Annotated in this window: 10 protein-coding genes; 1 reads left to right on the forward strand and 9 read right to left on the reverse strand. The window is 73.3% G+C overall.

Going from position 1 to position 13,352, the window contains the following annotated elements:
• Window positions 1–13: 13 nt before the first annotated feature.
• The 9 genes from ACWEFJ_RS08690 to fabG all read right to left on the reverse strand — a co-directional run bounded on the left by ACWEFJ_RS08690 (window position 14) and on the right by fabG (window position 10,552).
• Window positions 14–1,948, reverse strand: coding sequence for a vWA domain-containing protein (locus ACWEFJ_RS08690; RefSeq protein WP_378085732.1), 1,935 nt, complete (start codon window positions 1,946–1,948; stop codon window positions 14–16).
• A complete protein-coding gene (locus tag ACWEFJ_RS08695) occupies window positions 1,945–3,330 on the reverse strand; it encodes a sigma 54-interacting transcriptional regulator (protein ID WP_449713338.1) in 1,386 nt (461 codons plus the stop codon). The genes ACWEFJ_RS08690 and ACWEFJ_RS08695 overlap by 4 nt, the downstream gene beginning before the upstream one ends.
• 69 nt (window positions 3,331–3,399) lie before the next feature.
• A complete protein-coding gene (locus ACWEFJ_RS08700) occupies window positions 3,400–4,263 on the reverse strand; it encodes an aminoglycoside phosphotransferase family protein (protein WP_449713339.1) in 864 nt (287 codons plus the stop codon).
• 107 nt (window positions 4,264–4,370) lie between these two features.
• Window positions 4,371–6,197, reverse strand: a complete 1,827-nt coding sequence (locus ACWEFJ_RS08705) for a glycoside hydrolase family 6 protein (RefSeq protein ID WP_449713340.1) — start codon at window positions 6,195–6,197, stop codon at window positions 4,371–4,373.
• 430 nt (window positions 6,198–6,627) lie between these two features.
• Entirely contained in the window at window positions 6,628–7,425 is a 798-nt protein-coding gene (locus tag ACWEFJ_RS08710) for a hypothetical protein (protein ID WP_378085724.1), read from the reverse strand.
• Between the two features lie 32 nt (window positions 7,426–7,457).
• On the reverse strand, window positions 7,458–7,931 hold the full coding sequence (locus tag ACWEFJ_RS08715) for a YcxB family protein (protein ID WP_378085722.1): 474 nt from the start codon (window positions 7,929–7,931) through the stop codon (window positions 7,458–7,460).
• The gene (locus ACWEFJ_RS08720) at window positions 7,928–8,956 is read right to left on the reverse strand and encodes a ferrochelatase (RefSeq protein ID WP_378085720.1); all 1,029 of its coding nucleotides are present in this window, start codon (window positions 8,954–8,956) and stop codon (window positions 7,928–7,930) included. Before ACWEFJ_RS08720 ends, ACWEFJ_RS08715 begins: the two co-directional genes overlap by 4 nt.
• A 79-nt stretch (window positions 8,957–9,035) precedes the next feature.
• Window positions 9,036–9,803 (reverse strand): enoyl-ACP reductase FabI, encoded by a 768-nt coding sequence (fabI, locus tag ACWEFJ_RS08725; protein WP_378085718.1) that lies wholly within the window; start codon window positions 9,801–9,803, stop codon window positions 9,036–9,038.
• Between the two features lie 44 nt (window positions 9,804–9,847).
• Window positions 9,848–10,552 (reverse strand): 3-oxoacyl-[acyl-carrier-protein] reductase, encoded by a 705-nt coding sequence (gene fabG / locus ACWEFJ_RS08730; protein WP_378085716.1) that lies wholly within the window; start codon window positions 10,550–10,552, stop codon window positions 9,848–9,850.
• Window positions 10,553–10,644: 92 nt separating this feature from the next.
• Here fabG and ACWEFJ_RS08735 point away from each other — a divergent pair, with 92 nt between their 5' ends.
• Entirely contained in the window at window positions 10,645–13,287 is a 2,643-nt protein-coding gene (locus tag ACWEFJ_RS08735) for an FAD-binding and (Fe-S)-binding domain-containing protein (RefSeq protein ID WP_449713341.1), read from the forward strand.
• The last annotated feature ends 65 nt before the right edge of the window (window positions 13,288–13,352 follow it).

The following is a 13,352-nucleotide window of genomic DNA, read 5'->3' on the forward strand; positions in this document are numbered from 1 at the left end:
GTGGGCCCCGCGCTCACCGGCGCTTGCGCGACCGCAGGTAGTCGCTGACCACGGCCGCGCCCAGGCCGTCCTCGCCCGGCGCGACCACGCGGCCGCCCGACCGGCGGGCCACCGTGTCCACGAACCTGGTCAGCCTCGGGTCGTCGCCGAGCCGGAACACCGTGACCGACGCGCCGAGCCGGGCCAGGGCGTCCACCTCGACCAGGGTCTTGCCGATGGTCCGCGGCAGCGGCGGGTAGTGGAACTCCGCGTCGCCGGTCGCCTCCAGGTGCGCGGTCGGCTCGCCGTCGGTGACCACCAGGACCACGGGCTGCGCGTCGGGGTGCCTGCGCAGGTGGCGGCCCGCGAGCAGCAGCGCGTGGTGCAGGTTCGTGCCCTGCTCCCACACCCCCTCCAACGCGGTGAGCTGCCCGATGTCGACGGTCTCCGCGTGCCGGCCGAACGTGATCAGCTCCAGCGCGTCGGTGCGGAACCTGGTCCGCACCAGGTGGTGCAGCGCCAGCGCGGTGCGCTTCATCGGCACCCACCGGCCGTCCTGCACCATCGACCAGGACGTGTCCACGCACAGCGCCACGGCCGCCCGCGACCGCTGCTCGGTCTCGCTGACCTCGACGTCCACCACGTCCAGCCGGACCGGGCCGCCCGCCGACCGCAGCACGGCGTTCGCCACCGTGCGCGGCACGTTCCACGGCTCGGTGTCGCCGAACCGCCACGGCCGCGTCGACCCGACCAGCTCGCCGGACGCGCCCGCCGACGTGCTGTCCCGCCGGCCCTGCTCGCGGGCGCGGTCGAGCACGCCGCGCAACGCGGTCTCGCCGAGCTGCCGCAGCGCCTTCGGCGTCAACCGCAGCGAGCCGTCCGGCGCGCGTTCCAGCAGGTTCTGCGACCGCAGCTCGCGTTCCAGCTCGGCCAGCCGGCGCGCGTCCACGCCCGCCTCGTCGCCGAGCTGCCGGACCAGCGCCTCCAGGTCGATGTCCTCCAGCCGCGCGCCGGGGTAGGACTGGGACAGCTGCTCGGCCAGCGCGTCCAGCTCGGCCAGGTCCGCCATCGCCTGCGCGCCCTCGCCCAGGCCCAGCGGGTTGTTGCCCCGGAACCGCGCCGACCCCGTCCAGTCCTCGCCCGGCCGCAGGCCCTGGAGCAGCGAGTCCAGCCGGGAGAGCTGCGAGCCGATGCCGGAGTCGCCGAACGCCTGCTGCGACAGCTCCGCCAGCTCGCGCCGCTGGTCCTCGGACATCGAGTTCATCATGCGCTGGGCGGCGGCCGACCGGGCGGCCAGCGCGTCCACCAGCTCGTCCACCGACCGCGGGTTCTCCGGGAAGAACTCGCCGTGCTCGCGCATGAACCGCTCGAACCGCTCGGTCGTGTCCTCGCCCGCGGCGTGCGCGGCGAGCAGCCCGTTCAGGTCGTCCAGCATGGCCTGGATGCGCCGCACGTCCTGCGGGCGGACGTTCTCCATGGCCTGCTTCATGCCCTGGAACCGCTGGTCCATCAGCTCGCGGCCGAGCAGGTCGCGGATCTTGTCGTACGACTCGCGGGCCTGCGGCGACCGCCAGTCGTACTCGGCCAGCTCGTTCACCGCGGCCGCGGTCGACTGCGGCAGCGCGTCCAGCCGGGCCTCGCGGAACCGGGCGTCGTCGTCCGGGTCGGGGAACAGCGCGGCGCGCTCGGCCCGCAACGCCTCCTCCAGCAGCCGCTGGACCTCCTGGAGCGTGCCGTCCAGCCGGTGCCGCCTGGTCAGCGCGGCGCGCTTCTGCCACAGCCGCGCGGTCAGGTCGTCCAGGCCGCGGGTGCCCGGCAGGCCGCGGCGCAGCAGCTCGCGCAGCGCGGCGGCGGGCGACGCGCCCTCCATGACCTCGCGGCCCAGCTCGTCCATGGCCGCGCGCAGGTCGGTCGGCGGCGCCAGCGGGTCGGGCCCGTCGACGTACCGGCCGTACCGGTAGCCGCTCATCCGTACACCGACCGGTCGTCGTCGCTGTCCTTGGAGAGCTGACGGGTGAGGTAGAGCGACTCCAGCGCCAGCTCGACGGCCGAGGCGATCCGCCCGGCCGGGTCCTTGGGACCCGCGCCGACCCGCTGCGCCACGTCGTGCAGCACGGGCAGCTCCGGCAGCGCGGCCAGCAGGTCGCCGGGGTGCACCCGCTCGCCGGTGGCCACCGGGTGGCCCTCGGACACCAGCCGGGCCAGCGGGCGCAGGTCGACGCCCGCGAACGTGGACCGCGCGGTGTCCGCGATCGCCCGGCGCAGCAGGTGCACCAGCACCTCCTGCTCGCGGCCCTCCTCGCCCGCCTCGAACTCGAGCTTGCCGCGCAGCACCTCGGGCACGGACTCCAGGTCGACCGGGCGGGCGACGGGCGGGTTCTCGCCGATCAGCGCGCCGCGCCGCAGGGCGCTCGCGGCCACCGTCTCGGCCGCCGCGACCGCGAACCGGGCCGAGACGCCGGAGCGCTGGTCGATCGACGACGACTCGCGCAGGTGCCGCACGAACCGGGCGATGACCTCCAGCAGGTGGTCGCCGACCTCGGCGACCAGGTTCGCCTCCTGGCGGACCAGGTCGATCTCCGCGCCGATCTCCAGCGGGTAGTGCGTGCGGATCTCCGCGCCGAACCGGTCCTTGAGCGGGGTGATGATGCGGCCGCGGTTGGTGTAGTCCTCGGGGTTGGCGGTGGCGACGAGGAGGACGTCCAGCGGGAGCCGCAGCGTGTAGCCGCGGATCTGGATGTCGCGTTCCTCCATCACGTTGAGCAGCGCCACCTGGATGCGTTCGGCCAGGTCGGGCAGCTCGTTGACGGCGATGACGCCGCGGTGGGAGCGGGGCAGCAGGCCGTAGTGGATGGTCTCGGGGTCGCCCAGGCTGCGGCCCTGCGCGACCTTGACCGGGTCCACGTCGCCGACCAGGTCGCCGACGCTGGTGTCCGGGGTGGCGAGCTTCTCGGCGAACCGCTCGTCGCGGTGCTTCCAGGTGACGGGCAGGTCGTCGCCCAGCTCGCGGGCGCGGCGACGGGACTCGGGGGTGATGGGGTCGAGCGGGTGCTCGTTCAGCTCGGCGCCCTCGATCACCGGGGTCCACTCGTCCAGCAGGCCCACGAGGGTGCGCAGCAGGCGCGTCTTGCCCTGGCCGCGTTCGCCGAGGAGCACCACGTCGTGGCCCGCGAGCAGCGCGCGTTCGAGCTGCGGGAGCACGGTGCGGTCGAAGCCGACGATGCCGGGCCACGGGTCGCGGCCCTCGCGCAGCGCCGCCAGCAGGTTCTCCCGGATCTCGGTCTTGACGCCGCGCGGGAGGTAACCGGCCGCGCGGAGGGCGCCTGCGGTGGTGGGGAGGTCGGAGGTCACCCCTCCGAAGTTACGCACCCGACGGCCTCCGGTCGATGTGGAGCGGCTCCACCTCCGGGACCGGCGGCGTCAGCCGGCCAGGACCAGCAGCTCGGCGCGGGCGGCCTCGTCGTCCAGGCGGGACACGGCGATCACCGGGGCCAGGGCGCGGCACCACTCGCGCAGGCGGTCGGGGTCCAGCGCGGCGGCCTCGGCCACCAGGCCCGCGCGGGCGGCCACGCCTTCGCGTCCCGCCGCGTCCAGGACGTAGTCCACTACGTCGAAGCACGGGTCGCCGACGCACGGCCTCGGGTCGATCGCCACCAGACCGCGGTCCGGGCCGCCGTCGAGCACGTTGCCCAGGTGCAGGTCGCCGTGCAGCAGCACGCGGGGCTGGGTGTCGAGCAGGGCGCGGCACCGCCGCGCGGCCCGTGCCCACATCGGCCCGGTGACGTGCGCGGCCACGGCCGGGTCGGCCAGCCGGCGGCCGATCCGGGTGAAGAACTCCTCGCACCGGTCGCGCAGGTCCAGCCACCCGTCGCCCGGGTCGGGCGCGCTGTGCAGCGCGGCCGCCAGGCCCGCCCACTCGCGGGCGGACGGCGGGGTCGGCAGCTCCTCGGCCATCGTGCCCGGCCGGATCGCCTCCATCAGCACCGCGCCCGCGGCTTCGGCGAGCACGGCGGGCACCCGGCCGGACGGGGCGAACAGCCGCAGCACGGCCGACTGGCGGGCCAGGAAGCCCTCGTCCGGGCTGAGCTTGAGCACCAGCGGCGTCCCGTCCGGGCGCTCGCAGGCCAGCACCGCCGACGAGGCGCCTTGCGGCGTCATCCCGACCGGCGTCACGTCCCAGCGCGTGGCCAGTTCCGACACCCGCGAGGGCAGCTCCGCGCACCACCGCGCGATCGAGGAGCCGAACCTCAGGGCCAACCGCGCGGTGATCTCCTCGACGTCCACCGGGGACACGGTAGCGGGACGCGGAAAGCCCGTAGGCGGTGTCCACGAGGGACACCGCCTACGGGTTGTGCAGAGCTTATTCAGTTGTCGTGCCGGTCAGTCGATGGTCACAGCGCCGGGTAGGCGTTGCGCATCAGCTCCTGGAACTGGGCCGAGAACCAGTGGCCCGAGACCGGCGCGTCGGGGAGGGCGCCCGACGGGTTGTTGCCGTTGCGGACGTTGCCGCCGTAGGTCGGGTCGCACATGCGGTCGAAGCCCTTGCCCTCGTCGTTCGGGATCGCCTTGCTCGAACCGTCGGACTCACCCGGCGGCTTGATCCAGACGTAGGCGTCGATGTTCGGCTTCGGAGCCGCCTTCGGCCGCTCGCCCAGACCGGCACCGGACTGGTTGCACCAGTTGCCCTTCTGGTAGCGACGGTCGATCCGCGACTCGTTCACGTAGGTGTCCGGGTTCGTGGAGGTCGACTTCGCGGTGGGCCGGTTCGGGCCGCCCCAACCGTTGCGCGAGGTGTCGATCAGCATGCCGATGCCGCTGTCGAAGCCCTGCTTGACCAGCTCGGTGCGCATCGCCGTGGCGAAGCCCAGCTCACCGTTGAAGTCGTTCCAGTCGACCCACTTGGCCTGCTCCTTCACCGGGCGGCCACCGACGTTGTCGTCGACCGTCCAGTACGGCTCCTCCAGCGCGGAGTAGTTCGCCGTGTTGGTGATGAAGCCGTGGACCTTGTCCTTGGTGGCGCCGTTCTTGCCCAGGATGGCAGCGAACTGCTTCGCCGAGGCGTAGAAGTTGTCGTACTCGGGCACCGTGTCGCCCCACCCGATCCAGCCGTGGTGGCCGGAGTCGATGTAGTTGTAGACGTTGGAGATGGCGCCGAGCTTGCCGACGGCGTAGGACACACCCTCGACGTAGTTGCCGTTCTGCTTCATCACGTCGCAGTTCGGCGTCGCGGTCGCCCGCGGCGACACGTTGGTCACCAGGTTCGGCAGCGAGTCGATCTCGATGACCGCGACGATGCGCAGCTTCGAGTACTTCGAGTCGCCGACGATGCCCGCGATCTTGTCGATGTACTCGGTCTTGTAGCGACCGATCTCGTCGGGCTTCAGCTCACCGTTCGACGCCAGCGCGGCGCAGTCGCGGCCGGGCAGGTTGTAGACGACGAACTGGAAGACGAGCTGGCCGTCCGAACGGGCGGCGCGCTGCTTCTCCGCCTCGTCCAGGTGGTCGCGCAGGCCCATCGAGCCGGTGGTCGGCGAGCCGTTGCCGTCGATCGCGCTGATCCGGTCCAGCCACACACCGGTCGGCTGGTTCGCGATCCGCGAACCACCCGGCTCGGCGGCCGCCAGGCGCGACCACTGCGGGTTGACGTACACGCCCGCGCCCACGTACGGGTTGTCCACCCGCGGACCGCCGGGGTTGGTGCCCGTCGTCGTGGTGGTCGTCGTGGTGCTGGTCGTGGTCGACGTCGTGGTGGTGGTCGTCGTCGTCGACGTGGTCGTGTTGATGCTCCCCGTGCACACCGTCCCGTTCAGGCGGAACTGCGTGGGAGCCGGGTTGGACCCGTTCCACGAGCCGTTGAACCCGGGGGTGACCGAGGCGCCGGTGCCGAGGCTCGGGGCCCAGGAGGGGTTGCGGACCGTCACGCGCGCCCCGGACTGGGAGAACGTGCCGTTCCAACCCTGCTGGACCTGCTGGCCGGCGGCGAAGTCCCACTCCAGCGTCCAACCGCCGGAGATGGCGTCACCCAGGTTGGTGACCGTGACGTTGGCGCCGAATCCGCCTTGCCACTGGCTACTGATCTGGTACGACACCCGGCACCCCGGGGCAGCGTTGGCGGTGGCTCCGGAAGCCACCACCCCGGCCACGGCCAAAGCCGAGACCGAGGTCACCGCCAACGCCCCGGTGAGTTTCCGGGAACGTACGAACGTGCGCAGACTCATGCATCGCCTCCTTGCGAGCAACCCGCCATCTGGGAGCGCTCCCAGCGAAGCCGCCGAATCGGGATTCGACGCGAGACCGAAACGGGGTGGCTGGGAGCGCTCCCAGACGTACCGTAACGCACGACACCTCGTGTTGACGAGGGGTTGACCTGGACATAATCGGCGTCTATACCCGTGCGCGAAGCCATCCACAAGGCCCCTGACCTGTGGGTTCAGCGCATCGAACACCAATGGGATTGTTACTTCCGCTTCGGCCGGAATCGATTCGGAGGGCAAACGGCTGTCAGCCGTGTCACCTGTTCAGCCGATTGCCGGCACCGTGTCCGGAGTAGTTCCGCGTCGAATCTTCGACTGGCCGCGAATCAGTGGTCCCGCAACAGCATTTCGACCACCGCCGAATCGCTGTCGAACATTCGACGGCGGGTGCCGCCTAATGGCGGCCGGCCCCCTGATCCGAAAGCACCCGGACGGCTTCGTCCACGGCCGCGAGCCGCGCCCGCCGGACGGCCTCGGACAGCGGCCGCAGCGCCTCGTCCCGAGCCCGCGTCGCGGTCGCCGAGACGGCCCCGCCGGGCGCGTCGGACGCCGCCACGGTGAGGATCGCGGCCACCTCGGCGGCCCGCTGGAGCACCCGCAGCGCGCGCGGCGGCATGCCGGCGGGCCAGGCCACCTTCGTCTGCTCGGCGGACAGCTCGGCGATCTCGGCGCGCACGTTCGGGCGGTGCCGCGCCACGTCGAGCGTCACGAGCGCGGTGGCCGCCTCCCGCATCGCCGACGCCAGCCCGTGCTCGGCCTCGCCGATCGGCACGTGCTCGCCGGGCGTGGCGTTCGGCAGGTCGAAGACGGTCCACCGCATCACGCCGTCGGCCACCAGCTTCGGCACCAGGCCCACGCCCACCTCGGGCAGCACGGCGGCCTGCCCGGCGCGCAGCGCGGACTTGCCCAGCGGCCCGCTGCCGCCCAGCCCGCGCACGTCACCGGGGACGGGGATCACCATCCGGGCCGTGGTCGCGTTCGCGCGGCGCAGCGACGCCAGCAGCAGCGCCGGTCCCACCGGGGCCTCGTCGGGGCCGGGCAGGTCGAGCGCGGTCGCGGTCCCGTCGTCGTCGGCCACCACTTCGTGCAGCTCGGCCCAGAACCCCAGGGCGTCCAGGACGTCGTCGGCCGCGGCCGCACCGTGCAGCCAGGCAGACGTCCAGACGACCAGCGTCGCACTCGCACCAGACACGCCTGCCGAGGGTACGCGGGCCGCCCCGGAACTCAGGTCGCCGGGCCGACGTGTTCGACCAGCAACGCGCGGAACCGGTCGACGGCGTCGCGGTCGGCGAACGCGCGGTGCGGCACGGCGTACAGCGCGGTCGTGCCGGTCCTGAGCACGAAACCGCGCGCCGTCTCCACCCAGCCCGGCAGCTCCGACCAGCTCAGCTCGCTGCGCGCGGCCTCGCCGACGGACATGCGCAGCGAGTGCGCGTCCGCCGTGCCGGTCACGGCCTTGGCGGCCAGCGGGTGGTTGTGGAAGTTCACCGCGGTGCCCACCGGCACGAGTGCGATGATGATCACAGCGAGCCCGAGCCCGAACACACCCGCCCAGGTCATGCCCATCACCAGCACGACCACGCCCAGCGCGGCGAGCACCGCGGCGAACCACGGCGCCCACCGGTACAGCGGCACGGCGATGCGCAGCGCGTCACGCCAGTCCGCGGGCCGGGGCGACCAGCTGAAGTCCACGCTCATCCGGCGGCTCCCGGCCGTTTCGCCGGCTCGCAGCAGCGGGTGGCGCAGAACGCGCCGTCCCGCGTGCAGCCCAGCGCCGGGAAGTCCGACAGCTTGCGCGCGGGCGCGCCGGACACGTGCTCGGCGACGAGTTCCGCGACGAGCCGGGCGAACCGGGGGTCGTTGTTGGGCGTGGCCGCGCGGGCGAACCCCATGCCCAGCTCCTGGGCGCGTTCGCGGGCCTCCGTGTCGAGGTCCCACACCACTTCCAGGTGATCGCTGACGAACCCGATCGGGCACACGACCACGTTGCGCACACCCTTGTCGTAGAGGGTGTCGAGGTGGTCCACGATGTCCGGTTCGAGCCACGGGATCTGCGGCGGCCCGGACCGCGACTGCCACACCACGTCGTGGTCGGACACGCCCACGGCCTCCGCGACCAGCCGGGACGCCTCCGCGACCTGCCGGGAGTAGAGGTGGCCGCCGTCCTCCGGCGGCCCGGCGGCGCGGTCGGCCGACACCGGCACCGAGTGGGCGGTGAACACGAGGCGGTAGTCGTCGCCGGGCAGCCCGGCCGCGGCGGCGCGGACGGCCTCGGCGAACGACTCCACGAACAGCGGGTGGTCGAAGAACTGGCGCAGCTTGACCAGCTCCGGCGCGTCCTCGACCGCCGCGCGGGCCCGCAGGATGTCCTCGTCGTACTGGCGGCACGCGGAGTAGCCGCCGTAGGCGCTGGTCGGGAAGACGAGCGCGCGCTCGACGCCGGCGGCCTTCATCTCGGCCAGCGTGTCCTCGACCATCGGGTGCCAGTTGCGGTTGCCGAAGTAGATCGGCAGGTCGACCAGCCCGCGCACGGCCTCGATGGCGGCGCGGTTGAGCGCGTTGATCGGCGACACGCCGCCGAAGTGCAGGTAGTGCCGCTCGACCTCGTCCAACCGCTCGGGCGGCACCCCGCGGCCGCGGGTCACGTTCTCGAGGAAGGGGCGGACGTCCTCCGGTCCTTCCGGTCCGCCGAAGGACAGCCAGAGCAGCGCGTCGTAACTCACCCGGACATCCTCGCGCCGACGACCGGTGGCCGCACAACCGGGTCGGCGTGACCGACCGCACGCCGACCCGGGTCGCGCGCTACAGGCCCAGGAAGTGCACGCCGCCGTCGACGAACACCATCGACCCGGTCGTGGCCGGGAACCAGTCCGACAGCAGCCCGCACACCGACTTGGCGACCGGCTCCGGGTCGGCCACGTCCCAGCCCAACGGCGCCTTCTCCGCCCACAGGGCCTCCAGCTGCGGGAAGCCGGGGATCGACTTGGCCGCCATGGTGCGCACGGGGCCCGCCGAGACCAGGTTGACCCGGATGCCCTGCGGGCCGAGGTCGCGGGCCAGGTAGCGGTTGATCGCCTCGAACGCCGCCTTCGCGGGGCCCATCCAGTTGTAGGCGGGCCACGCCTGGCGGGCGTCGAAGTCCAGGCCGACGACCGACGCGCCGCGGCCCATCAGCGGCAGGGTGGCCTGCACCAGGGCCTTGTAGGAGTACGCCGAGACGTGCATGGCCGTGGAGACGTCCTCCCACGGCGCGTCCATGAACGGCGCGCCCAGGCACGACGGCGGCGCGTAGCCGATCGCGTGCACCACGCCGTCGAGGCCGTCCACGTGCTCGCGCACCCGGTCGGCCAGCGTGTCCAGGTGCTCCTGGTTCTGCACGTCGAGCTCGACCAGCGGCGCCGGCTGCGGCAGGCGCTTGGCGATCCGGTCCACGAGGCTCATCCGGCCGAAGCCGGTGAGCACGACCTGGGCGCCCTGCTCCTGCGCGACCTTGGCCACGTGGAAGGCGATCGACGCGTCCGTGATCACGCCGGTGACCAGCAGCCGCTTGCCTTCGAGCAGTCCCGTCACTGAAACCCGTCCTCCGAGAAGTTGTGCTTGGTAGTGGCAGTGGCTCAGTGGCCCATGCCGAGGCCGCCGTCGACCGGCAGCACCGCGCCGGTGATGTAGGCGGCGGCGTCGGAGGCCAGGAAGGTGACGGCGGCGGCGATCTCGTCGGTCGTGCCGTAGCGGCCCGACGGCACCTGGCCCAGGATCTGCTTCCGGCGCTCCTCGGGCAGCGCGTCGGTCATGTCCGTGGTGATGAACCCGGGCGCGACGACGTTGGCGGTGATGTTGCGCGAGCCGAGTTCGCGGGCGATCGACCGGGCCACGCCCACCAGGCCCGCCTTGCTCGCGGCGTAGTTGACCTGGCCCGCGCCGCCGGTGAGGCCGACCACGGAGGAGATGAACACGATCCGACCGTAGCGCTTGCGCAGCATGCCCTTGGACGCGCGCTGGGCGACCCGGAACGCGCCGGTCAGGTTGGCGTCCAGGACGCGGGTGAACTGCTCGTCGGTCATCCGCAGCAGCAGGGTGTCGTCGGTGATGCCGGCGTTGGCCACGAGCACCTCCACCGGCCCGTGCGCCTCCTCGACCTCGGCGAACGCCGCGTCCACCTCGGCGGAACTGGTCACGTCGCACTTGACGCCGAGCAGGCCCTCGGGCGCGCCGGACCCGCGGTGCGTCACCGCGACCTTGTCGCCCTGCGCGGCGAACGCCTGAGCGATCGCCAGACCGATGCCCCGGTTGCCGCCGGTGACCAGAACGGACCTCGACACGCTTGCTCCCATCGCTGCTGGTTGATGCGGGCGAGGCTATCCCGTACCCCGGAGTACGCCATCATCGGCCGGAGGTGGATCACAATCGGGCCGTGACCGGTTTCGTCGAACACCTCCGGACCGCGGTGGACGGCGACGTGCTCGCCGACCCCGGCGACCGCGCGCTGTACTCCGTCGACGCGTCCAACTACCGCCACGTGCCCGCGGTCGTGGTGCGCCCGAGGTCGGTGGACGGGGTGGTGGCCGCGGTCGGGGTGGCGGTCGAGCACGGCGTGCCGATCACCCACCGCGGCGCGGGCACCTCGATCGCGGGGAACTCGGCCGGGTCCGGCCTGGTGATCGACTTCTCGCGGTACCTCGACCGGGTGATCTCGGTGGACCCGGTGGAGCGGGTCGCCGTGGTGCAGCCCGGGGTGGTGCTGGACCGGCTCAACGACGCCGCCCGGCCGCACGGGCTGGTGTTCGGGCCCGACCCGTCCACGCACTCCCGCTGCACGCTCGGCGGCATGATCGGCAACGACGCGTGCGGCGCGCACTCGGTCGCGTGGGGCAAGACCAGCGACAACGTGCGGGCGCTCGACGTGCTGCTGGCCGACGGCCGCCGGTTCGACACCCGCACTCCCCCGCCGCTGGACCTGCCCGAGGTGGACCCGTCGTGGTTCCCGGCGCTGGACCGGCGGGTGTCGGGGTACCGGCTGGACGCGTTGCCGGACCTGACCCGGGCGCTGGTCGGCTCGGAGGGCACGTGCGCGACCGTGCTGGGCGCGACGGTGGAGCTGGTGCCCGCCCCGCCGCGCCGGGTGCTGGCGGTGCTCGGCTTCGACGGCCCGTACGACGCCGCGGACCTCGCGCCGGCGCTGCGCGAGCTGGACGTGCTCACGATCGAAGGGCTGAACGTCGAGCTGGTGCGCGCGGCGGGCGACTCGCGAGGGCTGCTGCCGCCCGGCCGGAGCTGGCTGTACGTGGAGGCGGTGGAGGACTCGGTCGCGCACCGGGCCGCCGCGCTCGCGCCGCACTCCGTCGTGGTGACGGACCCGGGGCGGCAGCGTGCGCTGTGGCGGCTGAGGGAGGACGGCGCGGGGCTCGCGACCCGGATGGCCGACGGCGGCGAGGCGTGGTCGGGGTGGGAGGACGCGGCCGTGCCGCCGGAGCGGCTCGGCGCGTACCTGCGCGAGTTCGACGCGTTGCTGGCGGGGCACGGCCGGCGCGGCGTCACCTACGGGCACTACGGCGAGGGCTGCCTGCACGTGCGCATCGACTTCGACTTCCGGCGGGGGCACCGGTCGTTCCTGGAGGACGCGGCGGACCTGGTGGTGGCGCACGGCGGGTCGTTGTCGGGCGAGCACGGCGACGGCCAGGCGCGGTCGGAGCTGCTGCCCCGGATGTACCCGCCGGCCGCGATCGAGGCGTTCGGGCGGTTCAAGGCGGCGTTCGACCCGGGCAACCTGATGAACCCGGGCCGGATCGTGTCGCCCGCGAAGCTGGACGCCGACCTGCGCGTGCTGGTCGCGCCGCCGGTGATCCCGACCAGGGCGAAGCTCGCGCTGCACGCCGACGGCGGCGACCTGGCGGCGGCGACGCGGCGGTGCGTGGGCGTGGGCAAGTGCCTGAACACGTCCGGTGGGGTGATGTGCCCGAGCTACCGGGTGACGCGGGAGGAGAAGCACTCCACGCGCGGTCGGGCGCGACTGCTGTTCGAGATGCTGAACGGGCAGGTCGTGCGCGGCGGGTGGCGGTCGGAGGAGGTGCGGGAGGCGCTGGACCTGTGCCTGGGCTGCAAGGGGTGCAAGCGGGACTGCCCGGTGGACGTGGACATGGCCACGTACAAGGCGGAGTTCCTGCACCACCACTACCGGGGGCGGGTGCGGCCGGCGGCGCACTACTCGATGGGGTGGCTGCCGTTGTGGTTGCGACTGCGGTTGGTGAACCGGGTGAGCGCGCGGTTCGCGCGGTTCGGCGGGGTGGCGCCGGAGCGGCCGTTGCCGACGCCGGTGCGGTCGTTCCAGTCCCGGTTCGCCGGCGGTGGCGGCGGTGGTGAGCGGGTACTGCTGTTCCCGGACACGTTCACCAACCACTTCGAGCCGGGGATCGGGTTCGACGCGGCGGCCGTGCTGGGGCACGTCGGGCAGGCGGTGGAGGTGCCGAAGGGCGCGGTGTGCTGCGGGTTGACGTGGTTCTCGACCGGGCAGCTCGGCGTGGCGCGGCGGGTCGTGCGGCGGACCGCGCGGCTGCTGCGGCCGTGGACGCGGGACGGCGTGCCGGTGGTCGGGTTGGAGCCGAGCTGTGCGGCGTTCCTGCGCTCGGACGCGGTGGAGGTGGCGGGCGACGACCCGGACGTGGTGCGGCTGGCCGCGTCGGTGCGGACGTTCGCCGAGCACGTGTCGCCGTTGCTGGAGCCGGTGGCGGGCGGTGGGCGGGCGGTCGTGCAGCCGCACTGCCACCAGTACGCGGAGCTGGGGACGGACGCCGACCGGGACGTGCTGGCCAAGGCGGGGCTGAGCGCGGCGGTGCTGGAGGGGTGCTGCGGGTTGGCGGGCAACTTCGGCTTCGAGCGGGGGCACTACGACGTGTCGATGGCGGTGGGCGAGCAGGCGTTGCTCCCGGCCGTGCGGTCGGCCGACCCCGGCACGGCCGTCGTGGCCGACGGGTTCAGCTGCCGCACCCAGATCCGCCACGGCTCGTCCGCCGCCCCCGTCCACCTGGCCACCCTGCTCCGCCAGCGCCTGTCCCTCTGACCGCCGCGCGTGTCCTACGTTCGCGTCACGCGTGTCCTACCTCCAGAACGCGTGAGTCCTACGTT

The sequence above is a fragment of the Actinosynnema sp. NPDC004786 genome (assembly GCF_053601135.1).